General features: G+C 56.8%; 16 protein-coding genes and 2 pseudogenes. 2 read left to right on the top strand and 16 right to left on the bottom strand.

Annotated features, from left to right (window positions below; all coding sequences use genetic code 11):
* Nucleotides 1-5: 5 nt before the first annotated feature.
* The 5 genes from AC0TNJ_RS03815 to AC0TNJ_RS03795 all read right to left on the bottom strand — a co-directional run bounded on the left by AC0TNJ_RS03815 (nt 6) and on the right by AC0TNJ_RS03795 (nt 7018).
* On the bottom strand, nt 6-956 hold the full coding sequence (locus AC0TNJ_RS03815) for an ABC transporter permease (protein ID WP_473770292.1): 951 nt from the start codon (nt 954-956) through the stop codon (nt 6-8).
* A 21-nt stretch (nt 957-977) separates the two neighbouring features.
* Complete coding sequence (locus AC0TNJ_RS03810; RefSeq protein ID WP_122002617.1) at nt 978-1946, bottom strand: ABC transporter permease; 969 nt, start codon at nt 1944-1946, stop codon at nt 978-980.
* Nucleotides 1947-2012: 66 nt separating this feature from the next.
* The gene (locus AC0TNJ_RS03805; protein WP_473770291.1) at nt 2013-3581 is read right to left on the bottom strand and encodes an ABC transporter substrate-binding protein; all 1569 of its coding nucleotides are present in this window, start codon (nt 3579-3581) and stop codon (nt 2013-2015) included.
* Between the two features lie 284 nt (nt 3582-3865).
* Nucleotides 3866-5356 (bottom strand): amidohydrolase family protein, encoded by a 1491-nt coding sequence (locus AC0TNJ_RS03800; RefSeq protein WP_473770290.1) that lies wholly within the window; start codon nt 5354-5356, stop codon nt 3866-3868.
* 81 nt (nt 5357-5437) lie between these two features.
* A complete protein-coding gene (locus tag AC0TNJ_RS03795) occupies nt 5438-7018 on the bottom strand; it encodes an ABC transporter substrate-binding protein (protein ID WP_473770289.1) in 1581 nt (526 codons plus the stop codon).
* Nucleotides 7019-7197: 179 nt separating this feature from the next.
* Here AC0TNJ_RS03795 and AC0TNJ_RS03790 point away from each other — a divergent pair, with 179 nt between their 5' ends.
* Entirely contained in the window at nt 7198-8679 is a 1482-nt protein-coding gene (locus tag AC0TNJ_RS03790; RefSeq protein ID WP_473770288.1) for an amidohydrolase family protein, read from the top strand.
* A 252-nt stretch (nt 8680-8931) separates the two neighbouring features.
* Here the strand turns inward: AC0TNJ_RS03790 and AC0TNJ_RS03785 are convergent, their stop codons facing one another.
* The 6 genes and pseudogenes from AC0TNJ_RS03785 to AC0TNJ_RS03760 form a co-directional block, all read right to left on the bottom strand.
* Nucleotides 8932-10122: a beta-barrel domain-containing protein gene (locus AC0TNJ_RS03785; protein ID WP_473770287.1), complete on the bottom strand. Its 1191-nt coding sequence runs from the start codon at nt 10120-10122 to the stop codon at nt 8932-8934.
* An 81-nt stretch (nt 10123-10203) separates the two neighbouring features.
* Complete coding sequence (locus AC0TNJ_RS03780) at nt 10204-12372, bottom strand: type I secretion system permease/ATPase (protein WP_473770286.1); 2169 nt, start codon at nt 12370-12372, stop codon at nt 10204-10206.
* Nucleotides 12373-12407: 35 nt separating this feature from the next.
* Nucleotides 12408-13631, bottom strand: a complete 1224-nt coding sequence (locus AC0TNJ_RS03775; protein WP_473770285.1) for a TolC family outer membrane protein — start codon at nt 13629-13631, stop codon at nt 12408-12410.
* 332 nt (nt 13632-13963) lie between these two features.
* Nucleotides 13964-17155, bottom strand: a complete 3192-nt coding sequence (locus AC0TNJ_RS03770) for a beta strand repeat-containing protein (protein ID WP_473770329.1) — start codon at nt 17153-17155, stop codon at nt 13964-13966.
* Between the two features lie 30 nt (nt 17156-17185).
* A pseudogene (locus AC0TNJ_RS03765) lies at nt 17186-17473 on the bottom strand (BapA/Bap/LapF family prefix-like domain-containing protein); the annotation flags it as partial.
* Between the two features lie 278 nt (nt 17474-17751).
* Complete coding sequence (locus tag AC0TNJ_RS03760) at nt 17752-18678, bottom strand: helix-turn-helix domain-containing protein (RefSeq protein ID WP_473770284.1); 927 nt, start codon at nt 18676-18678, stop codon at nt 17752-17754.
* A gap of 479 nt (nt 18679-19157) precedes the next feature.
* Here AC0TNJ_RS03760 and AC0TNJ_RS03755 point away from each other — a divergent pair.
* Nucleotides 19158-19435, top strand: a pseudogene (locus AC0TNJ_RS03755) (integrase core domain-containing protein); the annotation flags it as partial.
* A gap of 73 nt (nt 19436-19508) precedes the next feature.
* Here the strand turns inward: AC0TNJ_RS03755 and AC0TNJ_RS03750 are convergent.
* From AC0TNJ_RS03750 to AC0TNJ_RS03730, 5 genes are read right to left on the bottom strand one after another with little or no spacing between them, the layout of a single operon-like run.
* Nucleotides 19509-20603, bottom strand: a complete 1095-nt coding sequence (locus AC0TNJ_RS03750) for a serine hydrolase domain-containing protein (protein ID WP_473770283.1) — start codon at nt 20601-20603, stop codon at nt 19509-19511.
* A 58-nt stretch (nt 20604-20661) separates the two neighbouring features.
* Complete coding sequence (locus AC0TNJ_RS03745) at nt 20662-21924, bottom strand: NAD(P)/FAD-dependent oxidoreductase (RefSeq protein WP_473770282.1); 1263 nt, start codon at nt 21922-21924, stop codon at nt 20662-20664.
* A 52-nt stretch (nt 21925-21976) separates the two neighbouring features.
* Nucleotides 21977-23458 (bottom strand): M81 family metallopeptidase, encoded by a 1482-nt coding sequence (locus AC0TNJ_RS03740; RefSeq protein WP_473770281.1) that lies wholly within the window; start codon nt 23456-23458, stop codon nt 21977-21979.
* A complete protein-coding gene (locus AC0TNJ_RS03735) occupies nt 23455-24417 on the bottom strand; it encodes an ABC transporter ATP-binding protein (protein WP_473770280.1) in 963 nt (320 codons plus the stop codon). The genes AC0TNJ_RS03740 and AC0TNJ_RS03735 overlap by 4 nt, the downstream gene beginning before the upstream one ends.
* Complete coding sequence (locus AC0TNJ_RS03730; RefSeq protein WP_473770279.1) at nt 24414-25367, bottom strand: ABC transporter ATP-binding protein; 954 nt, start codon at nt 25365-25367, stop codon at nt 24414-24416. The genes AC0TNJ_RS03735 and AC0TNJ_RS03730 overlap by 4 nt, the downstream gene beginning before the upstream one ends.

The following is a 25367-nucleotide window of genomic DNA, read 5'->3' as shown; positions in this document are numbered from 1 at the left end:
AAGACTTACCTCAGTTTCGGATTGAGAGCATCGCGCAGCCAGTCGCCGAGCATATTGACGGCCACGACCAGCAGGCAGAGCTGAATGACGGGGAAGAGCACGATCCACCAGGAACCGGAGAACAGGAACTGGTTGCCGATGCGGATCAGCGTTCCCAGAGACGGCTGGCTCGGCGGCATGCCGATACCGAGAAACGAGAGCGTCGCTTCGGTGAGGATGGCCATGCCGAAATTGAGCGTCGCCGCCACCATGATCGGCGTCAGCGTGTTGGGCAGGATGTGCTTGGCCATGATGCGCCGCGCCGGCACGCCGATCAGTCGCGCTGCCGACACATAATCCTTGCCGCTTTCGACGATGGCCTGCGCGCGCACCGTGCGGGCATATTGCACCCATGCTGAAAGCGCGATCGCCAAAATAAGAACCGCAGAAGCACCAATTTCGCGCAGGCTGACGGGTAGCATCTGGCGCACGACGGTCGAGACCAGAATGGCAACCAGAATGGTCGGGATCGACAGGGTAATGTCGCCGAAGCGCATCAAAAGATTGTCGATGAACCCGCCGAAATAGCCGGACACAAGCCCCGCGCTCATGCCGATCACAAGCGAGAGAACCACCGAGGCGATGCCGATGACGATGGAAATGCGCGTGCCATAGAGAATGGCCGACAGCATGTCGCGACCCTGCGTATCGGTGCCGAGAAGATACGGCCATTCACCGCCCTCCTCCCATACCGGCGGCAGTTCTGCCTTCCACATATCGAGCGCAGCGCCGTCATAAGGGTTTTGCGGCGCGATCAGCGGCGCGAAAAGGGCCGTGAGGATAAGGAGGGCCAGAAGTGCTGCACTGAACATGGCCGTCTTGCTATGCGTGAAAGACCACCAGAGATCGCTTTTACGAATGCGCTGGAAAAGCGACTGCCGCACGACGGGTGTGGCCTGTGAGGTTTGGGTGCTCATTGATATGGACTCCCCGTTGGATCAGCGAGCAGTGCGCAAGCGGGGATCGATTACCGCATAGGCAATGTCCACCAGCGTGTTGAGCACGACGAAGATAAAGGAAATGATGCAGAGATAGGCCGCCATCACCGGAATATCGAGGAAGGTGACAGCCTGAATAAACAGCATGCCCATGCCCGGCCACTGGAACACCGTCTCGGTGATGAGCGCGAAGGCGATCAGCGAGCCGACATTCATGGCGGTCATCGTTACGACCGGCATCAGGCAGTTGCGCAGCGCATGGCGGAAATAGATGCGCCAGCGCGGAATGCCGCGAGCGCGGGCGAATTTGACATAATCGGATCGCAGCACTTCCAGCATTTCGGCACGCACGAGACGCATGACCAGCGTGACCTGATAAAGCGAAAGCGCAATGGAAGGCAGCAGGATCGCGGCGCGTCCCGAAGGCGTCAGCAGGCCCGTTGACCACCAGCCAAGCTGGACCACGTCACCGCGCCCGAAGGCCGGGAACCAGCCGAGCGAGACTGAAAAGACCAGGATCAGCAGAATGCCGACCACGAAACTCGGCAGCGAGACACCGACAATGGAGAGGAATTGCAATCCCTCCGTATACCATTTGCCGCGCTTGATTGCTGTCAGCACGCCCAATGGCAGACCAACCAGCAGCGAAATCAGCGTGGCGACAAGCACCAGCTCCAGCGTCGCGGGAAAGCGTTCGCCGATCAGGCCCAGCACATCCTGGCCGTTTCGGTAGGATATGCCGAAATTGCCTTGCGCCGCATTGACCACGAAGCGGGTATATTGCGTCATCAGGCCATCGTTAAGACCAAGACGCTCGCGCAGATTATCGCGGTCGGCCTGCGTCATCTGCTCGTTGGCCATCATTTCGACAGGGTCGCCCGCCAGCCGGAAAATCAGAAAGGCAAGCAAAGCGACGGCCAACATCACCATAACGGCGTTTGCCAGGCGCTTAATGATAAAAACCAGCATTGGGGTTCCCTCGGTAACAGCAGGGCGCTCCGGGAGATTGGATTCCCCCGGAGCATCATGATTGAATTATTCGGCGAACTGCGTCAGCCAGTGACGCGGCTTGTTGTCCGGCAGTTGCACGATCTGGTCGATCTTCTTCGACATGACCCACGCCATCGGCTGCTGGTGCAGAGGCAGCATCACGATTTCGTCTTTCACCACTTTCAGCGCCTCGGTCTGCAACGCCAAACGCTTGGTGCGATCCATCTCGGTCGAAGCCTGCTCGGTCAGCTTGTCGATCTCCGGATAGCTCCAGCCACCCCAGTTGAACACGCCTGCCTTCTCGGTTCTGGTTTCCATCATCTGCAACAGGATCGAATAGCTGTCGAGCATCGGCTCCGTTGCCCAGCCGATCAGATAGACGTCAGCCTTGCCTTCCGTACGCTTCGGGGTCTGCGCGGCCACTGGCGCGATATCAAGCTGCGGCTTGAAACCGGCACGGCTCATCATGTTGGCGAGACCCTGGCAGAGTTCTTCCTCGTTCACATAGGCGTCGGTCGTGCAGACCAGCGTGAAGGGGAAATCAGTGGCTCCGGCTTCGGCCAGAAGCTTCTTTGAAAGTTCCGGATCGTATTTCAACGTCGTGTCGAGGTCAGGCGTGTAGCCCGGAATTTCCGGTGCAACCACCGCGCCTGCCGTGCGCGACTTGCCGCGCATGATGCGCTTCTGGATCAGGTCACGGTCGAGAGCATGAGCAAAAGCCTGACGCACGCGCAGATCGTTGAACTTGTTTTCCGAACCGTTGGCAAGCTTCGGCTTGCGATTGAAACCGATCATGACGGTGCGCAGATCAGTACGCTCCATCACATTCAGCTCCGGCTGAGCCTGGAGGCGCGGCAAATCCTGCGACGGCGCATTTTCCGTGAAATTAATCTCGCCCGACAGAAGCGCTGCCACACGCGTCGCCGCCGAAACGATTGGTGTGAACTCGATGCGATCGATATTCGACTTCGACTTGTCCCACCAGTTCGCGTTTTTCACCAGAACCGTCTTGGAATCCGGCGTGCGGCTTTCCAGCTTGAACGGTCCCGTGCCGTTGGTGTGATAAGTGGCGTAACCTTCGATTTTCGCGCCGACGTCGGTCGGTTTTTCCGAATTGTTGGCCTTGAGCCATCCGGCATCGAAAATATGAATGTTGGTCAGATCGTTGAGCAGCAGCGGATAGGGGCCGCTCAGCTCGATATCGACGGTGTAATCGTCCACTTTCTGGGACGACTTATACGCGGGCAGATTGCCGCGCAGCGGCGAAACCGGATCGCTGACACGCTTCAGTGAAGCAAGCACGTCATCGGCCGTGAATTCCGCGCCATCGTGGAATTTTACGCCCTTGCGAAGGTGAAAACGCCAGACCGTCTCGGAAACATTTTCCCAGGATTCGGCCAGTGCCGGTTCGATCTTCAGGTTGGCGTCATACCGCACCAGACCTTCATAAACGTGATTGAGGAAAGCCAGCGTGTAGCTGTCGCCGTAAGAATAGGGATCAAGCGAGTAAATATCATGTGCCGCCCCCCATTTCAGCGTTGCAGCCTGTACCGGTGAGGTCAAGCTCGTCAGGCCAGCCAACAGCGTGGCCGCAAGGCCCAGTTTTTTAAACATTGATTTGCTCCGCTTCTGGAAATTTGCGCCCCTTTTTCGGGGTCTGTTTTCATTTATCGCCGCAACCATCGCTCGCGCGGTGATGTCGGTGGTTCGCGCCCTTTTCGGCGCGCTTCAAAATTGAGTGTGATTTCCTCCCTCCAATATGGCCCCGCCTTTCCGGCTTCTTCCTCGGCCATGGGAACAGTATGTCTATTGGTCAAAAGTTGTCAACTCGATTGTTGACAATATTATTATATTTGCGCGTCCGGCATGTCGACAAACGGAGCCGCAGAGCCGTCGGTTTATTCCGACTTCCATACCGGATAGCTTGGCGAAAATATCTCTTCGACTGGCGGGTGTTGCCAGCTCCTGTCGGGATATTTGGCGATCAGTCCTTCATATTGCCGCTGCGCCCGCTCCCGCGCAGCCGCCATGTCGATTCCGGCAACCTTGCCATCCAGCATGGACAAGCGCCCATCGACAAAAACCGCCTTTGTGACCTTGCCGGAACCGCCAACCACCAGCGTCGTGATGGGATCGATACTCGGCGTCATGTAAAGATCATCGAGGCGGAAGACGGCAATATCCGCCTTTGCGCCTGCGGAAAGCCTTCCGATGTCCTGGCGTCCGAGCGCTTTGGCCCCACCCAGCGTGGCCGCGTCGAACAGGTCTTTCGAGAAAACCGCGTCTGACGCTTTTTCGCCGATACGGCAGGCGATCAATCCCACGAGCATATTCATCAACATATCGGGCGGCGCCGTGTCGGTGGCCATACCGATATTGATGCCGAGTTTGCGACAGGAAGCAAAGGATTGCAGGATGCTGCCCATCCTCGCCGAAACCAGCGGTGAATGCGCAATGGAAACACCATGCTGCGCATAAAGCTGCAAGTCCTGCGCCGAGGCATAGGTTCCGTGCGGCGCATAGAGCCTTTCGCTCATCAGCCCGTTATCCGCCAGCCATTGCGGCCCGGAAACACCATGCAGCTTGTGCATCGTATCCAGCTCCAGCTTGCCCTGCGCCATATGAATCCGAACCCGGCAGTCGAGATCGCGTGCGGCCGCCATGGTGCGTTGCAACAAGGGCAATGTGCAGGTTTCGATACGGTCGGGCGCGAGCAGCCCGTTGACCAGTCCGCCATGACGACCGTGATTGCGCCCGATGAAATCGATGGCGTCAGCGAGACCCTTGAGTCCGTGCTCTTCATCGAACATCGGCTCGATGCGCCCCGGTTCCTCCAATATCATGCCGCCGGAGCGATAGGCTGGGCTAAGAAAAACACGCAAGCCAAGGTCGCCTGCCGCGTCTGCCGCCGCCTCGAACTCCGCCACCGTTTCCGCCCATTCTCGATAATAGAGCGAGGCGATGGGAGCGGCTGACGTAATGCCATTCAATAAAAGAAGGCCGAAGCCGAAGCGCTTCTGGAATGCCAGTTCCTCTTCCGAATACATTTCATAAGGCCCCCGCTCCACATAGGAACGCGGCCAGATGCGCCCCTTCGCCCAGCCCGGCTGATTGTCATGAACCAGCAGATACGTGTCGAGATCCGACAATGCATCGAGGTCGATCAAACCGGGGCTGACCAGTGCCGCGCCAAAATCGATGCGCCGCGCCACCTCGCCTTCGAAATGCGGCCCGGCATAAAGCACCTGATTGCCTTCGATGACGATCTCGCCGTTGGGAATGAGCCAATGCCCTTCGTCGCGCCAGGCAAGAACCCATTCCGCTGTCAACAGGGTCCGCCCCTGTGGCCGCTCACCCAAAACGAGTTCATGTGCCAGTTCAGGCTTCATCGCATATCTCCGCGTTGCATATCAAAAGAGCGTTTCACCGGAATGAAACGCCCCATTTGTTAACCTACTGAAAATATGAGATTATTCCGCCATCATCGTGTGCCAGTGGCGCGGCTTGTTGTCGGCGCGGAAGTCCACGCTTTGGACCTTATCAAGCATGCCCCATGCAATAGGCTGCTGGTGGAGCGGAATCAGGATCGCGTTGTCCTTGGCGATCTTCAATGCCTGTTCTTCCAGCGCAAGACGCTTGGTGGTGTCGGCTTCCTGCGCAGCCTTCTTCACCAGCTCATCGAGTTCTGGATAGGACCACCCGCCATAGTTGGAAACCCCGGTCGAGCCGCTGCGCGTGGAGAGAACCTGCGAAAGTAGCGAATAGGCATCGAGCGTCGGTTCGTTGGCCCAGCTCAGGTTGAACATATCGGCCTTGCCATTGGTCCGCTTCGGCTGCTGCACTGCACGCGGGCCCATATCAATGGTCGGCGCGAAACCGGCACGCTTCAGCATGTTTGCAATGCCCGAGCAGATATCTTCCTCGTTGATGCTCTCGTCATTCATGCACAGATAGTTGAAGGCCAGCCCCTTCTGTCCGGCGTCTTCAAGCAGCTTCTGGGCCTGCTTGGGATCGGCTGGCTGATAGGTGTCGAGCGACTTGGCATAACCAGCGATTTCCGGTGCAATGAGAGAACCGGAAGGCCGGGCCAGACCGCGCATGATCTTCTTGTTGATGAGATCGCGGTCGAGGCTCGCTTCCACAGCCTGACGAACGCGAACGTCCAGGAAAGGGTTCGGGCGCCCATCCTCAAGCTTTTCCTTGCCGTTGAAACCAATGAAGACCGTGCGCAATTCGGTACGCTTGCTCACCTTGATACCCGGTGAGGATTCCAGCCTAGGAAGATCCTGAATAGGAGCGGAATCGACCAGATCTATTTCGTTGGAAAGCAATGCGGCAACGCGGGTTGCAGCAGAGGAGATTGGAACATACTCGATACGGTCGAGATTATGTTTCTTCTCATCCCACCACTGGTCGTTGACCAGCAGAACCGTCTTTGAATCCGGGACGCGGCTGTCGAGCTTGAACGGGCCGGTGCCGTTGGTGTTGTGGGTGGCATAGTTTTCGGTTTTGGAGGCAATATCGGTCGGCTTTTCGGCATTGTTATCCTTGAGCCATTTCGCATTGAACATGAAGATATTGGTCATATCGTTCAGGAACAATGCGGTTGGCGCCGAAACCTCGATATCGACTGTGAAGTCATCGACTTTCTTGACACCGACATAGAGCGGAATGTTGCCGCGCAGGGGCGAGGTCGGGTCCGATACACGGTTCATCGAGGCGACTACATCGTCAGCGGTGAAGTCCGCTCCGTTGTGGAACTTCACGCCTTTGCGCAAGGTGAAGCGCCAGTACTTGTTGTCGATGAGCTTCCATTCGGTGGCTAGCGCCGGCTCAATCTCGAAATTGGGGCCGTAGCGGATCAATCCCTCGTAAATATGGTTCAGAAAAGCGAGATTGGACGTCGAAGGAACCGAATCCGGATCAAGGGAGTAGATGTCCGCGCGGCTGCCCCACCGCAATGTCGCAGCACCTGCCGATGAGACCGCGAGTGGAGCGGCAATAGCCGCTGCGGTCAATGCCGATATGAGAAATCTGTTGAGACGCGTCATGCTTTTTTTCCCCTCGCGGATGATGAGCCCTACCGGCCTTTTTGGGTCCGATTTTTGGTTAGTATCGTAATCGCTTATGTTATTGTCAACGATATTGTTGGCAATTATAATTCAAAACATCGACAGTTCAATGTTGAACATGCGCGAACCGCGCAATTCAAAACAATAAGGGAATGGAAATGGGTGGACTTCTTTTACTGCACGGTACAATCGTCACCGTTGATGAAGGCCGACGGATTATCGAGGATGGCGGTCTGGCGATAGAAAACGACAGGATCGTTGATATCGGTACCGCCGAAGAACTCCACGCCCGACATGCCGGAAAAAAAGTAATCGACTGCACGGGAAAACTGATCATCCCCGGGCTGATTGACGCCCACGGGCATGCGGGTCATGCCTTGATCCGCAGCATTGGTGCCGACACCAATTCGCTGTGGATGCGGATCGTCACGCCAACCTACTATCACTATGTCACGCGAGACTACTGGTACGCGGATGGTCTCGTTTCCGGCCTCGAAAGACTATGCGCTGGCGTAACGACGTCTGCCAGCATCATCACCTCCATGCCGCGCAGCGACGATCCGGCCTTCGCAATCAATCATGCCCGCGCCTATTCGGAACTCGGCTTGCGGGAGATCATCTGCGTTGGCCCTGCCGGCCTGCCATGGCCGCAATCGGTTACACGCTGGGAAAGCGGCAAGCCGGAGCGGCACAGCGTTTCCTTCGAGGAGATGATTGAGGGTGCAGAGGCCGTTATCGAAAGCCTGAACGGAACTGCCAACGGACGCATCAAGGTGTTTCTGACTCCATTCACCATCGTCCCCTCGGTTGAGCCGTCGAATGCCTCGACGCCAGACTTCGCCGTAAACCTGACCAAGGACGACCGGATGCAGGCGCGGCGCATCCGCGAAACAGCCCGCAAATGGGGCGTGCGCATTCATTCCGATGCCTTCGCCGGACAGATCCGCATGGCCGCGCAGGACAAGGAGAATGCCCTGCTCGGGCCTGACGTTCACCTCCAGCATTGCTGGGGCATTTCGCATGAGGAAATAGATATCCTCGCTGAAACAGGCACGCATGTCACTCATGCCCCTCCCGGTCGATCTACGCCGATCATGCAGATGATGGCGCGCGGCGTGCCGGTCGCCATTACTTCGGACGGCGCCGCTCCCAGCCGCCATTTCGACATGCTGCAGATCGCACGCATTGCCCAGTCGACGCAGCATATCCTGCACAATCACGACCGCTATCTCCTGCCACCGGGCAAGGTCTTCGAAATGATCACCATCGACGCGGCGCGCGCGATTGGCATGGATCACGAGATTGGCTCTCTCGAAAAGGGCAAGAAAGCCGATATCGCCATCATCGATATGCGCAAGCCCCATCTGACACCCAACTGGATGCCGGTTCACCGGCTGATCCATCAGGTATTGGGGAGCGATGTGGATACCGTTATCGTGGACAGGAAAATTCTCATGGAGGACGGCAAGGTGCTGACCGCCAATATGCATGAAGCGCTGGCTTTCGGCGAAGCAGAAGCGCGTGCACTGGTGGCGAGAGCGGGCTTGCAAAACCATATGCATGATCCCGCTTGGGGCCAACTGCAACGAACCTTTCGCGAGCCTGTAAACCTGCCCTCATTGCCTGAGGTCGAGCAATAGCTGACATATTTCAGCGCGCCGCTGGCGCATTTCCAGCAAAAGTGTGAAACGGCTTTGCGCTGGAAAATGCGACAAAACAAATAGTTGGAGCGGCGCCAATCCTTTCCGAGAAAGGGTTCTGTCGCAAATTTTTCTGCGCAACTATGCTACGAGTTCGGCAAAGGCCTGGAAAGACGAGCGGTTGTCACAGGCGAACGGGTTGCGGACCATGGGAGCCGCTTCGATCATCCGGACAGGGAAACTCCAGGCCAACTATCTTTCCCGCAGCGCTTCCCGCGCCCTGTTGAACGGCTTGATAAGATAATCCATAACGGTCTTGCTACCCGTATGTATATCGACAGTGGCGACCATGCCGGGCACGATTGGAAAGCGCTCGCCACTTTTATTGAAAAGCGCGTCCGCTTCGGTTTTTATGAAAACACGATAATAGAACTCTTCCGGTTTAACTTCGTCCTGAATTGTGTCCGGTGAAATACTGACAACTTTCCCTTTCAAGCTACCATATATAGCATAATCATAGGCCGTTACCTTGACCGTTGCTGGCTGGTCAGGATGAATATAGGCAATGTCGCGCGGTGAGATGCGAGCCTCGATAAGAAGCTGTTCATCGAGCGGGACAATGATCATCAACTTGCCGTTGGGAGGAACGACGCCGCCTATTGTCGAGACTTCGATGTTCTTCACGATGCCACGGACAGGAGACCGCAGTGTCAGTCGCGCGAGCGCGTCTGCACGGCCCCGGATCACAGAAGAGAGCGATTCAACATCCGCGTTGGCTTTTGCAAGTTCCTCGCGCGCCTTGACGATATAGTCGGATTGGATCTCCGTTTCCTTGAGTTGAAGCTCGACAAGCTGCCGCTTCAGCCGGATGACTTCCACATTGCTGGCAGCCCCCATCTTGGTCAGGGACTGGCTGATCGCGAGTTCGTCCTGCGCAAGCTTTTTAGACTCCGCAAGCCAATCGAGCGACTCCTTGAGGCTGCGTTTGCGCGCTTCATATAACCGGGTCTCGGATGCCTTGAGCGAGGGAAATGCATCCAGTTCGTCAGGAAACCCCAGTTCGCTCCCATTGACTTCCGCTGTCAGACGAGCCGAACTGGCCAGCGCGGCGCGGTATTTGGCAGAACTTTCCTGAACCGTCGCTTCAGTGACTGTCGGATCGAGCTGAGCCAGTATCTTGCCCGGTTCGACGACATCGTCCTGGCGAACATAAAGCTTTGCAAGAACACCGCCTTCCAGCGATTGGATCACTTGCTCTTGCGATGTCGGAACTACCTTGCCGGTGCCGGTAGACACCTCATCAAGCATCGCCAGATAAGCCCAGACCAGCAGAACCGCGAAGAACAAGAATACAAGCCGGACAAAACGCTTCGAACGTTTCAGCCGTGCCCCGTCGGCACTTCCATTCACCCAGTCGCCGAAATCTTCGCCAAGGGCCGCCATGTTCCTTTCCTCCGGCTAGCGCATCCCCAGAAGTTTCCGGAACAAGATGCGCGTTAAAACAAAAGACAGAGCCTCGATGATCTATGCTTTTTTGGGGGCTTCGACCTTGCTTACGCCAAGCAGGGTTTGCAGCCCGCGTTCTTTCGCATCATCGAGTGCGATCTGTCCGTTCTCGACGACGATAAGCCGATCGACCAGTTCAAGTACCCGCGTGCGATGTGTCGCGATGACCACCGTGCGCCCCGCGCTCCACTGTGCGAATTGCTGGATGAAATGGCGCTCGGTTGCCTCATCCATTGTGGATGTCGGCTCATCGAGCAGCACAACCGAAGGGTCGCGGATCAGCAGACGCGCCAGCAATATCGCCTGCTTCTGACCGCCCGAAAGACCGCTTCCGCCTTCCTGAACAAGATGTTCCAGCCCTTGCGGCAGTTTGCGGATGAAGCCGTCAGCTCCGACCATGGCAAGAACACGCTGAATCTCATCGTCGGAAGCGTCTGGCGCGCCCATCGTGATATTGTCGCGCAGCGTACCGAAGAACAGGCGCGAATTCTGTGTCAGAAGGCCGACATCGCGTCGTACGTCCGCCGGGTCAATTTGCGGTAAGGAAAGCTCGTCCAGCAGAACCTCCCCGTCACTTGCATCCAGAAGCCCCGACAAGGCGAGCAGGAGTGTGGACTTGCCTGCCCCATTTCGCCCGAGAAGCGCGATCCGTTCCCCGTGTTCGATCTTGAGATCGCGCACCAGCAGCGCGGGAGGCGAGCTTTCATCGCCATAGCGGAAGAGCGCATTCTTCAGAAGATACGAGCCCTTGATATGCGGGCAGTGAATCCGGGTTTCGCTGTCGGGATGGTCGACCGGCATCTGCATAAGTCGGTCGAGGCCCTGTTTCGCGATCCTCGCGTGCTGCAAACGCCCGGCAATCTGGGTAAACTGCGCCATCGGCGCCAGCATGCGCGAGCCAAGAATGGACGCGCCCACAAGCGCGCCGGTGGTTATGTCGCCGCTGATGACCATTGGCGCACCGATAAAAACCGTGAGCGCATAAACGCCGGTTTGCACATTCTGGGTCCAAACGCTTAATCCGTTTGTGACCGAGCGAAGCCTGATCTGCGCCTCGCCCGTAACAGCATTGAAATGGTTCCACTGCTGCTGGAAGCGATCCTCTGCCTGCAGGCTTTTAATGTCCTCTATGCCCTGCACTGTTTCCACCAGCATGGCGTTTCGCAAGGATGACTCGCGCATGGCCTCATTGGCGTGCTGGCGCAGGCGCCGTTGCAGAAAGACACCGGGCAAGATCAGGGCTGCGATCGCGGCCAGCGGGATAAAGACCAACGGCCCCGCCAGCCACCAGAACAGCACCAGAAACAGAAGGAAAAACGGCAGATCGGCAATCGCAGCAACGGTCGTTGAGGTCAACAATTCACGTACCTGTTCAATATCGCGCAACTGCGCGATGAAAGAACCCGTGGAGGTCGGGCGGGCACGGTTTCGCACCCGCAGCGCGTGACCGAAAACGACATCTGACATTTGCAGGTCGGTGCGCTTCCCAAGCATATCGATGATGCCCATCCGCGCGCGACGCATCATGAAATCGAAGCAGATCGCCAGCACGACACCGCTGAACAGCACATATAGCGTATTGAACGACTGCGCCGGGATCACCCGGTCATAGACCTGCATCGAGAAAATGATGCCCGTCAGCCCAAGTACATTGGCGATCAGCGAAGCGACCAGCACATGGCTGTAGGACCCAAGATCATGAAAGATGATCCGCCTTAGCCAATTTTCCTCGAAAGGCTTGATATAAGCATCGACGCGCGCATCAGGAACGGTCCGCGCCGGACGAGCCAGCAACACATGACGGGTTTGCGCCGCAAGTTCATCGAGGGGAAATGCATGTTCCAGCCCCTGTTCGTCGCTCAGCCAGACACCAGCCTCCCGGTCCTTTGAAATCTTGTGAACGACAGCCAATTGCCCGTCCGTCAATTCAAGAATGAAAGGCACATGCCAGTTTGAAAGACTGATGCTTTGTGGATCGACCAGCTTGATGCCAAGCCCCATGCGCCGGGCCATCGCGTGAAGCTTCATCTGGTCGGTGGCTTTGGGGTCTACGGAAGCGGCGGCGAGTTTTACCCCATGAACAGAAAGCGGAAGTCGGTAATATTGTGCAACGAGCCGCAAGGCTTCCAGCCAGCGTTCCTGACGAAACTCTGGCTTCTGCGCGTGTTCTGCTGGTTCAAAGGTCAAGACTGACCCCATTTCGGGAGGGATTTCGCCGTGTTTCATAGGTTGACCACGCCTCCTCGCACCATCGCCGGATTGATGCCGAACTCACGACGTATCTTACCGGAATTATAAAGGCAGCTTACGTTGAGCCGTCGCAGGTCATGGACCGTATTGGCTATTTGGAACCGCGATTCATGCAATTCCTGCTCCGCATTGAGCAGGTCCAGAAGTGTTCGGGTGCCCAGTTCCAAATATTGTTCGCGATAAAGATCGCGCGTTTTGACCATCATGTCGGCGCGCGATTCCAGTGACCCCATCAATCGGCCCAATGTACCAATCTGGCTTCTCGCCTCCATGAGATTGCGCTCAATATCGTAGCGAGCGGTACTGATGGCCGCTTCTGCCGACTGGAGCGCATAGGCGGCGGCTCTCTTGCGCGCAGCCGTCTGGCCGCCGTTGTAAAGGTTCGACGAAACATTCAAACCTACGGAATATTCCGGCTGACGGTCATTGCTTCTTGTATCGTCCCGCGACGCGTTGAGATCGTATCCGGTCATCGCCTCAAGGGATACGGTCGGGAGAGCCTCGGCGCGGCTGGCTGCCAGTTGCGCCTCAGCCTCCTCCTTCTCTGCCTTGGCCTGCAGCATTGCAGGCACTTCTTCCCAGTCCGGGGTTGCCGCTTCACAGGCTTTGCCGAGCCATCCGGGTTCACCGGAAACGGGGTTCGGAGAACCGCCACCAATCAAAGCGCCGAGAGCTACCTGCCAGCGGCTCAGTTCGGACTGATATTGCAACTGCGTAGCCAGCGCGGACTCGACGCGCGCATCGGCTTGCACCTTGTCGGACATGGTGCTCGCCCCCTTGTCCGTACGTTGATTGACAAGACCGGCAATGACTTTAACTCCTGCCACCTGTTCCTGCGCCAGCGCCGAAAGCCTTTTGTAGCGCTGCACCTCGACAAGGGCGTTCGCAGTATCGCGCGATAGGTCATCGATAGCGAGAAGGAGGCGAGCATTGCTTATACCCTTCACGGCCCGTTCAATCTCGACCGAACTGGAAACCTTACCGAAATCGTAGAGCATCTGCGACGCGGAAACATTGAAATTCGGCCGCCAGCCCTCCCGGTTGCTACTCTGATAACCGGAAGCAACACCCGCATTGAGCTTGGGATAATAACCTGCCTGTGCAGCCCGAATGCGTTCATCGGCCTGATAAATCCGGCCTGTCGCCTCGTCCACTGCGGGGTGCCATCCGATGGCACGCCGAACGGCGGTTTCCATCGTCAGGGACCCGTTGGAGGCTTGCATCCGGGACGCATCATTTCGAGCCGGACTGCCCCCGTCAACAGCAGGACCTGGGGGAACGGAACGCGCTGTTGACAGGGGCTGGGGAGCCTCGATTTTCTTCATTGGCCGTGCAGAAAGCTTGTTTTCCGGGGCTGGGTCAATTGCAGTGGTCTGACATGCAGCCAGAAGGCATGAACTGAGCAATATGATCGGTGAATGATTTAAGACCCGGTTTTTGCGCATCTAATATCCGTTATGACCGGCCGAAGCCTGAAAATTATCGGATGAAACCCTGCCGCCGACCAACCGGCGGCAGGGTGGATCGATCAAACCATATGTGTGGAGTGGAGCGGGTCCTCCTGCGTCAGCGGATCGGGCGTCAGATAAGCCAACGGATCGGTGACCGCGCTGCTATCGTCGACCGTTATCAAATCGGCACCGGTGCTGCTTACCGCCGTATCGGCAGAGCTGCCCCCGCCCGCTTCGCTATCGCTGGAAGGCAGAACGATTTCGCCGCCACCGTCATCGAGGAGAAGAGCTTCCGACAGATTTTGCTGCGCCGGTTCGGGCGAGCTATCCGAAGCATCCGATCCGGCGAGGCCGTCAAGCGCCACGACATCGCCAGATGTATCTGCCGAGAAGCTCTCTGCCGATACTGGCTCAGCCGACGCGGTTGTGAAGGCTACGGCCGCACCGTCATGAAGCTGGACAACCAGTTCCGCCGTGGTTTCATAACCGCCGGGGAGCACGATTTTGTATGTGAAGGTGTCCGTCGCTTCCCGGTCGGCATAAGCGAGCGTGTCCAGCGGCTCATACTTGTATGTGCCGTTGCTATAGACGGTCAGGTCGCCGTGCAGTCCATGAATGACGGTTCCCGTGATGGTCGCGTCGACAAAAGTGCCGCCGCTTGAAACCTCGAGTCTCGATCCTTCCGGCACGATACCATCATTGGCGACCAGGCTACCGCTGATCGACGGATCGCCGGAGATCACGTGCTGATCCAGATGGGTAACGTTCACGTCTGTGGTAATCGACACGATGGATGCCGCGCCGCTAAGCGTTGTATGAACCCGATAAGTCCCGGCATCGAGACCCAAGCTTCCGAGATCAATGGTCGCGACCGTTCCCAAAACACCGGCCAGAATAGGGAACGCAACCTGGCTGTTTGGAACGTCCTGCCATACGCCACCAACGAATTCCTGAAGTGTAACCGTCCCGTTCGAGAGCACCGCCAAAGTGGCCGCGACGGTCACAGTACCGCTTACCGCCATGTTGGCATCGATGACGAATTGGTTACTGTTGGCCTCCGTGCTTCCAAACACGAGCGGCCCAGTCAAAGACTGCGACTGGTCGAAGTACGCGGTATCCGTCGGGTTGACCCACGTAATGTCGATTTCCGCCGCATCATTGGTAGCAGCAACGCTGTAGGTCGCATCCGCAGCGGGATCGGTCTCGCTCCACACCAAGCCCTGACCCTCGCTGTCGATACGAACATAAAGGTTCGCCTGAGTATCCGTGTTCGCTACCGGATCATGGAGCGTATAGACGAAATGATCCACCTTGCCGATTGCGGTACCGTCCGCATTCGGCGTGTAGGTGTAGCTGCCATCCTGATGGATGACGAGTTGTCCGTACTGCCCGATGATCGTGGTGCCAGCTGGTCCTGCTGCCACCGGATAATCGGTGCCATTGAAGTTCACGCTAGTCACGATATGTCCGGCAGCGGCAGCGCCGCCATCATTGTCGAGCACATTGCCGCTGGCTTCGCCGGTTACGATGCTCGTGTTGATATAGTCGTGATCCAGGCCGCTTACGGTCATGGTGGTCAGTACCGACAGTCCCACACCATTATAGACCATGAAGGCGCGATATTGGCCCGCATCCATGTCGGGGATCACAACGCCATTCGCGCCCCCATCGAGAAGACCGATATTGAGGATAGACCCGCCTGTGGCGGAACCATCGATATTGGTCCACTTTCCCGTCAAGGCATCCCATTTCTGGACAACAACCTGATAGTCGCCCAGCACCCCGACATCGGCCAGACCGCCGAAAGCGAAGGTCAGGTCCTGGGTATGTCCGTCCGCGATCGTGAACCCGACGGAGGGGACACCGAGGACCGTAGCCTGGAGATCGATCAGACCCAGACCGATACCAATGCCCAGCAGATAGGTCGTAGATCCATTATCGACTGCCGTTTCTGTCGGCACGACGTCCACACTTGCGGTGGCTAGATCATCAGCCGCACCCGGCGTTGTGGTGTTCGGCGTCCAGCCGCCAGAACCGCTTCCCGGATTGCCTGCCGGATCGGTCACGGCAACCGACACAGTGCCAGCCGGTTGGGCCAAGACAGCCGTCGCCGTCCAGTTGCCGGTCGAGCCATCGGCCACCACCTCAGACGTGGTGCCGTCCGGCCAGGTCACCACAACCGTCGAACCCGGTTCCGTCGTGCCCGAAGCCGTCGGGATATTGTCGCCTTCCGGATCGGTGATGGCAACCGTGGTCGTCGGTGGCGTGACATCGACCGTATAGGTCTGCGTGTCGGTCACAGGCGCGGCATCATTGCCGGCTGCATCCGCAAACACCACTTCCGCCGTCACCGTCGGTGTCGCCGCACCGGCAAGCGCACTGCCTGGAACCTGCGCCGTCCACGTCCCGTCGCCATTGTCGACCGCCGCATAAGGCACGCCATCGACAACCACGTTCACCGTCGTCGTCGCAGCATCCGAAGGCGGATTGGTGATCGTCACCGTCACCGGAACATTGCCCGATGCCTCGGCGGCATTGACCACACCGTCACCGGCAATCGCACCAACCGTCACCGTGGTGGCACTCGTATCCGGCGGGGTCGTGTCGGTGGTCCACGTGCCGCTTCCCGTTCCCGGATTGCCCGCAGGGTCGGTCACCGCCACCGTCACATTGCCGTTGGGCTGTGCACCTGGCGCCGTCGCCGTCCAGTTGCCGGTCGCACCATCGGCCACCACCTCAGACGTGGTGCCGCCCGGCCAGGTCACCACAACCGTCGAACCCGGTTCCGTCGTGCCGGAAGCCGTCGGGATATTGTCGCCTTCCGGATCGGTGATGGCGACCGTGGTCGTCGGTGGGGTTGTGTCGACATTTACAGGTCCGAGTGAAGTCGCAGGGCCAACATTCCCTGCAGAGTCTATCTGGCGAACCAGAATATCCCCAGCACCATAGGCGCCAGACTGAAGTTCAAAGCTGGCGCCGTTCCCGTCATGCCAGGCCTTGCCCCGATCTGTGCTATACTGCCAGGTTGCGCCTTCCTCGAGATTACTTACAATGACCGTTCCATCACCAGTAATACCGTCATTTGGAACGCCGGTATCATTTTCCAGGGCTGCGGCGGGCGCTGCCGGGGGATCCCTATCAACACCTGCGCCGTTGTCATTGTCGTCGTCGCCATCGGAACCCGAGGCCGCAGCAACAATCCCACCAACCGCGCCAAGGCCAAGCAGTCCGAGGAGAACGGGACTTACACCGCCCGTTGCGCCACCCATCAATTGGTCAACCGACTGAATTTCTGTAAAGTTGAAATCTGCTAATCCGTCACCGTGTTGACCAATCCATAGTTTCCCGTCCTCATCTTGCAGGACCAAATCATTATCATCGCCATTCGGATAATGAGCGTAAAAATGAACAATTCGGATTGTCTCGCCGTTGTGAAGTCGAATGACGAGATCGTCGCCGACCTTCTGGTAATCAGCAATTGCGCGGGGGCTTAATGACAGCCTAACAACACTTGGAGACGAAAGAACAATGCTATTACCCGCGACTGTACTGGATGAACCGGTCGCTTTGTTCGTGACAACAACCATAATGAGCCCCTCCTCGGCAATACGACCGGCAAAGAGAGAAGAATTGCAGTCACAAAGAGAGAGACTCATTTTAACTGATGAGTCTAACGACATGATGAGACTATTTTTACTTTGAGTAAAAAACTCATCAATTTTTCAATTGGCGCTTATGTCACACTCTCTTCTAGATTTGACTGCAAATCCATTTATTCATTGCCAGACCTGTCTGACAAAGAAGTATAGATGTCTAAATTAATTTCTATGCAGATATCGACACGTTTGCACAAAATTGACATTGCTCACGAACTATGACGTTGACCCGGCAATCGATTTCGCGCCTTCCTTCTGAAAGAAGCCGGGCTGGTCCCAATAATGCGGCTAAAAAATCGGGAGAGGTGCACCTGATCGGAAAAACCGCATTCCTGGGCGATCTCCACAATGGGTAGATCGGTTTCCTCGAGCAAAGCCCGCGCGCGTTCTATCCTGCGCATTATAATATATTGATGCAGCGTCACATTCGTTGATCGCTTGAACAATCGAGCAAACTGTGCCGGGCCTAGTCCCGCCATTGCCGACAACTGATTTACAGTGATACGACGGCCGATATTTTTATCTATAAAATCAATCACATCACGCAGGATGTTTGCTGGCAGACTGCCCTCTCCACCATATTCTTCCTCGCGGCTATTTGAATATTTGGCGATCAATCGTGCGGTTAGCACCCTGGTCAAATATTCAAGTTCTATTCGCGCGAACGTCCCTCCCCTTTCTACTATCTCCTTAATCGATAGGATCGTCTGGGTCAGAAACTGGTCTGAAATAGAGAATCTGGAGCCTAGATTAAAAAGACCTTCATTCGCCGCCAAAAACTCTTGTTCTATGTTTTTAAAAAGACGGTCGGAAACATATATTTGAATGATTTCCGCATTGGATTCAATCTCGGCATCAAAAGTTGTGTTGGGCGGTATTACAAAAATTGACCCTGGCGCCAAGGAAAGTTGAGAAAGAGTGTTTCTAATTGAAAATCTACCTCTGACGTATCCTCTGGTAGCCATTCCCACCAGCAGAGACGGCACCGCCGGAAATCTTGCCTTGAAGGGCCAAACTCTGGAAGTATAAACATATGTATTAGGCGAACCCAACGCCGCACTGGTTTTAATCACCTCAATTCCATCTAGATCCTCTACCTTGTGTGTAGCCACCATACTGAAATTTAAGCTACTCATTTCCCCTCCAGCCTCGAGAACAGGTAAGTTAGACTGAATGTCATCTGAAATGATGTTATTTTGTGTAGTTTACTATGATAGCAAAACCTCTCCCTCTCGAAATAGAGCGCTGCAAGCCGGAGACCAGAACATCTCCCTAAAAAATGGAAGTCTACAATACGAACCGAGCATGGAAAAGACATGTCAAAATGGCCTGCTCCCGGTTTTTCGGTCACCGGGTTGGGCTAAGTGTTTGGTCCCAGCATGTGATGGTTGGGCTTTTATTTGAATAACCAGGATTCTCTTTGGCTCAGATGCTGGATTGCCTCAAAAGAAGCGTAATGCTTTGAGTTACACGGCATAGTTGTAAGCCAGCAATTAAATGGCAATCAAATGAACAGGAATGGCAAGGATATATAGTGATGCATGAGGAAGATCATTATTGCTAATTTTTTGTTTTCATTATTATCAGCGGTGATCAGGCTTACCAATATTGGGGCCGCAGAAGTCTATATTGCTCCCTTGACTACCGGGCGAATCTGAAGGCGAATGGCATCGCGATTTCCATGTCTGAAAAGGGAAATTGCTACGATAACGCAAGGGTTGAAACATCCTTCAAGAGGTTGAAATCAGAGCTGATCTGGAGGACGGCATTCCAGATAAGGCACGACGTCGAAATAGCCATTGCCGATATATCGACGGCTTCTACAATTCAGTCCACCGTCATTCTTCTCTTGACTATCTGAGCCCGGCTCAGTTCGAGCGAATGACCGACTAAATGCAAATGTCTCTCCGCTTTTCCGAAGCGAACCCACATTCGTGTTCATCTCTAACCGCTCCTGCCCACGTCATCAGGGGTTGCTGCTAGGTCGAACGGCCAGGGCTGGCTCGATCAACCCGGCCACTTCGCGTACGAAGATGCCGGGATCGCTATGCTCGGAGGCGAGATTGGTCAGCACAACGACCGTCAACCCGTCATCCACATAGCGCGAGAAGGAGGTTGTAAAGCCCTGCCACGCGCCGTCGTGCTCAATCACGCGATGCCCATTGACAAAATGGATTTCCCAGCCGAAGCCATATCCTCCTCTCGGACATTGTCCCTGATGGGGGTAAGGCGTCCACATCTTCTCCAGCGATTCCGCCGTTAGCAGAGTTTCGCCGTAAAGCGCCCGGTCCCAATGTTCGATGTCGCGGATAGTAAAATACATCGTGCCGTCTGCGGTCGCGTTGAAGGTTGGCGAGACCCATTGCTGGTTCTGGAGTTTGCCGTCAACGATTTCATAGCCGGACGACCGGTTGAGAACGATGTCGGTGTCCGAAACGATGCGTGTCGATTTCATGCTCAACGGCGCAAAAATATTCTGTTTGAGAAATTCGCCGTAGGGCATCCCGGTAACGCGGTGAATGAGGACACCGAGCAGGACAAAATTCGTATTTTCGTATGCCCAGTCTTCGCCCGCCTGAAAATCGATGGGCAGCCGGGTGATCGCCGCCACCAGCTCATTTTCGGAATAATCGCGACGGATATCGAACGGACCGCCCGGTTTCTGCAATTCGGGCGTGTCATAGGATGAAAGCCCCGAAGTGTGCGACAGCAGATTGGCAATCTTGATTGGTTTCCAGTTCTCCGGCGCTTCCGGAAAATACTGCGCGATGCTGTCATCCAGCCCGATTTTTCCTTGCTCCACCAGCATCATGATAGCAGTAGCAGTAAAGGACTTGCCAACAGAACCCGATTGCAGAACGCTGTCCGCCGTCATCGGCACATTCAGCTCGACATTTGCCAGACCATAACCCTTTGCCAGAACGATGGAGCCGTTCCTGTAAATCCCGAGCGCCAACCCCGGAATGCGCTGGCGCTTCATCTCTGCGGCTACATATCGATCGATGGTCTGGACTTTTTCAGCATCAAGGTGCGACAGGTCACTGGTGGAAATGGATGCCATGATTACTCCTGAAACGAATGTCAACAACATTGGAACCCTCGCCTCGAATGGTCGGCGCCTATGAAAACCGGGATATAGCATAGGGGGCCGGATCGGTGAACGGCGCTTCCCCCGTCATCAATTCGGCCAGCAGCCGACCCGTGACAGGCCCCAAGGTCAGGCCGTGATGATTATGGCCGAAGCCGAACCACAAGCCCTTGTGCTTAGTGCCCGCGCCGATGACAGGGCGCATATCGGCAAGGCAGGGCCGCGCACCCATCCACGGCACGGGTTCGATGCGCTTATTGAGCGGAAAGGCGCGCCGTGCAAGCGGCTCCACGAGCTCCAACTGACTATAATTTGGACGGCTGTCGCGAGGCGCGAATTCGATTCCCGTTAAAAGCCGGACGCCCTGACGCATGGGAGACAACACAAAGCCGCCATCGGCATCGACAATGGGACGATTTAGGATAGCTTCGCCTTGCGCTGAAAAATGCACGTGATAGCCGCGCTTGACCGCGAACGGCATGCTGTATCCCAATTTCGCAGCCAGATCGATCGACCAGGGACCGAGCGTGATCACCGCCTCCCCGGCATGGAATTCTTCTCTCTCGTTTTTCAGACGCCACACCTCGCCATCCCGCTCCAGTTTCGATACATCCGCCTGACAAAAGCGGCCGCCCTGTTGCAGAAACGAGGCCGCATAGCTTTTCACGAGTGCTCCGGGATCGCGCACGGTGGCAGGGTCCAACCAATGAATACCACCGACCAGTTCTGAAGAAAGGTGTGGTTCCCGTTTCCGCAACGCGGCGCCATCAAGCAATTCATAGCGCAGCCCATAGGGAACCAGCGCCTCGGTAGATGTTCTGGCCTTTTCAAATGCGGCTTCGCTGCGAAATGCCTCGATCCAGCCCGTCTTGCGCAATTCCAGCGATACGCCCGCTTCCTGCGCCAGCAGTTCATGCTCTGAGACCGAACGGCGAATGAGGGGCCACATGTCGGTCGTGGCCCTCGCCAATTTCCTGGGCGAGGATTCCCGCCAGAAGCGCCAGAGCCACGGCGCAATACGCGGCAGATACGACCAATCGAAACGCACGTCTGCCGAGCGGTTCAATCCGTAACGCAGCAAGGTCCCGAACTCGCGCGGCACCCCATAGGGCACCACGCTCGATCTTTCGATCAGCCCTGCATTGCCGTAGCTGGTCTCTTCTCCTGGTTCCCTGCGATCGACAAGCACGACGGACCTTCCGCGCTTTTGAAGATGAAGCGCGACGCAAACGCCGACTATGCCCGCCCCAAGCACCAGAACATCCGCCCGTGTCGCCGCAGCAGCGCCTGTCATGATTATATTCTCCACTTTCAAAGACTGCGGAAATCCCCGGCTGAATCAGTGCCTACATCCGATCGAGGGGATGAATGGGCCGGGGCACGTTCCGGTATGGAAGCTTCGCGTAATTCATCGTGCACAGTGCACCGCTATCGCAAACGATAACCTCTCCGGCAATCGGCTCGAAATCAGCACGGAAATGCTGCATGGATTTGACCACGATCACGCGATGTGCGGTCGGCTCGATCCCGAACGCCCTGAACTGCTGCTGATCCAGAAGTTGCGAGCGCTCACTCACGACCAATACGTTCACTCCACCGATTGCCACGACGGCGGTCGGCCCGAAGCTGAACTCAAGACCGCCCATCTGTGGGCCCGTCCCCACCAGCCTGCCGTCGCTCAGATGCATCAGCTTCGCGTTCACATCCAGCGGGGTGCCACCAAAGCGAGGGTCCATCTTGCCGCCCAGCGAAAGGAATACCGTATCTCCAATTTCCGTCCGGGACAGACTATCCACCGCTTCCGGGTCGACCATGGGACCGAAACAGGCATCCTTGACGCCCGCTTCCAGCAAAGCAGCCAGAAGCGCCGTTGAATCACCGTAACCGCCTGCGCCGGGATTATCGGCATAGTCAGCGATGACGAGCGGGCGTGTTCCTGAATAATGCGTGGCGAGCCGGGCGGCATTTTCCGGCGTATGAAACCTGTTGAGGATGTTGGCGCGATTGTCCCACATACTGTCGGCGATCCGCTCGGCGAAAACCCTGTGCGGCGTTGCATCACCATCATAGGTCACCAGAACCGTCGGACCCATTTCGGGAATGTCTGCACTGGCGAAAGCGCCATTGATGCTGACCGCGAGCGCTCCGGGTGTCTTTTCATGCGCCCTTGCCTCGGCGATCCATTCGACCATCGGGCCTATATCGGTGCGACCGGAATTGGCTTCCTCAAGCATGGGGCGGCGAACGAGAAGGGTTCGGGGTTTGACGGCGCCTGCCATGGCGCGCTGTAGAAGTTCGCCGGCATGATGCGCCGTCTCGCGTATGTCGACATGGGGATAAGTCTTGAACGAGATGAGAATATCCGCGTACTCGCACATTTTGGCGGTGACATTCGCGTGGGGATCCAGTGTTACGGCGATGGGAATGCGACGCCCCATTGCGTGACGCAACCGTTCCAGTAATTCGCCCTCCCCGTCCGGCGAAAATTCCGTCACCATCGCTCCATGAAGGCCAAGCAAAATGCCATCGAGACGGTTTCCCAGTTCACGCACCTTGTCGATGATCCTGCCCGCAATCCGGTCGAACGCATCGCGCGTCACCGGCCCCGCCGGCTCCGCCTCGGCGCTGACCGTATGCACGACATCCCAGCCATATAAGCGCCCCTTGTCGAGAAATCCGGCAAGCTCGGTATTCGCATCGCCACGAGCTGCAATCGCCGCCCGACCTTCAAGAATACCGACCGAAGCGAATGCTTCATAACCGGTTTTCACTCTGTTGAAGGTGTTCGTTTCATGGGCGAATTCAGCTGTCAGGACACAATAGCTCATTGCGCTTCCTCTCTTTGGGCGTGATGGCAGGCAACCTGATGGCCGACGGCGTACTGCTCCAGCGCCGGGTCGGCCTGATGACATATTCCGTTTGCCTGAGCGCAACGTGCCGCGAAGGCGCAAGCTGCGGGCAAGGCGTAGCCGCTGGGCGCTTCGCCAGCCAGTTTGGTAATCTCGCGCCGATTTTCCGGGTCCGGTTCGAAAACGCTGCTCATCAGCATTTGCGTATAGGGGTGCACCGGCACTCCCTGCTTCGGGAGCACCTCGACAATCCGGCCCGCATACATGACGATTGTCCTGTCGCAGAAATAGCGGACGAGGCTCAGATCGTGGGAAATGAAAATATAGGTAAGGCCGAGTTCGCTGCGCAGCCGATCGAGCAGGCTTATAATCTGTGCCTGCACGGAGACATCCAGCGACGCAGTCGGCTCATCGAGCACGATCAGTGACGGGTTCAGCGCAAGTGCACGCGCGATACCGACACGCTGCTTCTGCCCTCCAGATAGCTGGTGGGGATAACGGCGCGCAAGAGAGGCATCAAGCCCCACCATGGTCAAAAGCTCCGCAATGCGCTTTTCCGTTCCGACCGCCTGCATCCCCTGGACCCTGAAGGGCTCCAGCAATGCCTCGCGCGCGGTGAAGCGGGGGTCTATGGAGGAGTAAGGGTCCTGAAAGACCATCTGCATCTTCTGGCGCGAGCGCTGCATTTCCCTTTTGGAAAGCGAAGCAAGGTCACGACCTTCGAAGGCGACGCCACCCTCGCTTGGTTCCAGCAGCCGCAGGATCAATCGTGCCAGGGTCGACTTGCCGCAACCGGATTCTCCCACTACGCCGACGATTTCCCCACGGGCGACATCGAAACTCACGTCCCGCACGGCAGAGAAGATTTCCGGCTTGCGCCACAGGCGTTTCGTCACGAAACGACGGCTCAGATTGCTGACAGTGAGAATTTCGGTCATATCGATTCCACCAGATGGCACGCGACGCCAGCATGATTTCCGCATTGCCGGAACTCCGGAACGCCTTCACCACAAACGGGCTGCGCCCTTGCGCAGCGGGGATGAAAATTGCACCCTGGCGGCAGCGCAGCCATGCTGGGCACCATGCCGGGAATTCCCACGAGGCTGCCTCTCTGCATGTCACTGCGCGGAATGCAGCGAATAAGCGCCTCCGTATAGGGATGGCGGGCTGCTGCGAAAATGGATCGGACCGGCGCGCGCTCCACGATACGACCGCAATACATGACCGCGACATGATCGCAGGTTTGCGCGACCACGCCCATGTCATGGGTGATAAGGATCATCGCCAAGCCGCGCTGCCGGACCAATTCCACGAGAATGCGGATGATTTGCGCCTGAACCGTCGCATCGAGCGCCGTCGTTGGCTCGTCGGCGATCAGCAGGTCGGGCTCACCCGCCAGAGCCATGGCGATAACGATCCGCTGCTTCATCCCTCCGGACAGTTGGTGAGGATAAAGCCGATGCACCCTTTGGGGATCGGGAATGCGCACATCCTTCATAAGCTCCAGTGCCTTTGCGAAAGCCGCCTTGCCATCCAGCCCGAGATGAAGGCGGGCAGCCTGCTCTATCTGCCTGCCGACAGGAACCATAGGGTCGAGCGATGTCATCGGATTTTGCGTGATCAGACTTATGCGGCCGCCACGCAGCCGACGCATCCCCTCTTCCGGCAAGCCGGTTATATCGCTTCCATCGAAGATAATCCGGCCCCCTGCAAAGCGGCCCCCGACATAGCCGAGCAGGCCCATGATTGCAGTGGCGGTAAGTGACTTGCCCGATCCCGATTCCCCGACCAGGCCTAGGATTTCGCCACGGTCAACGCTGATTGTAACGTCGCGCACGGGTATGAAGGCCCCGAATGCTATCTGCAGTTTCTCAATGGAAAGCAGCAT

It is taken from the genome of Ochrobactrum sp. PL_is483 (assembly GCF_055816855.1).
This window is presented reverse-complemented; position numbering and strand designations above follow the sequence as displayed.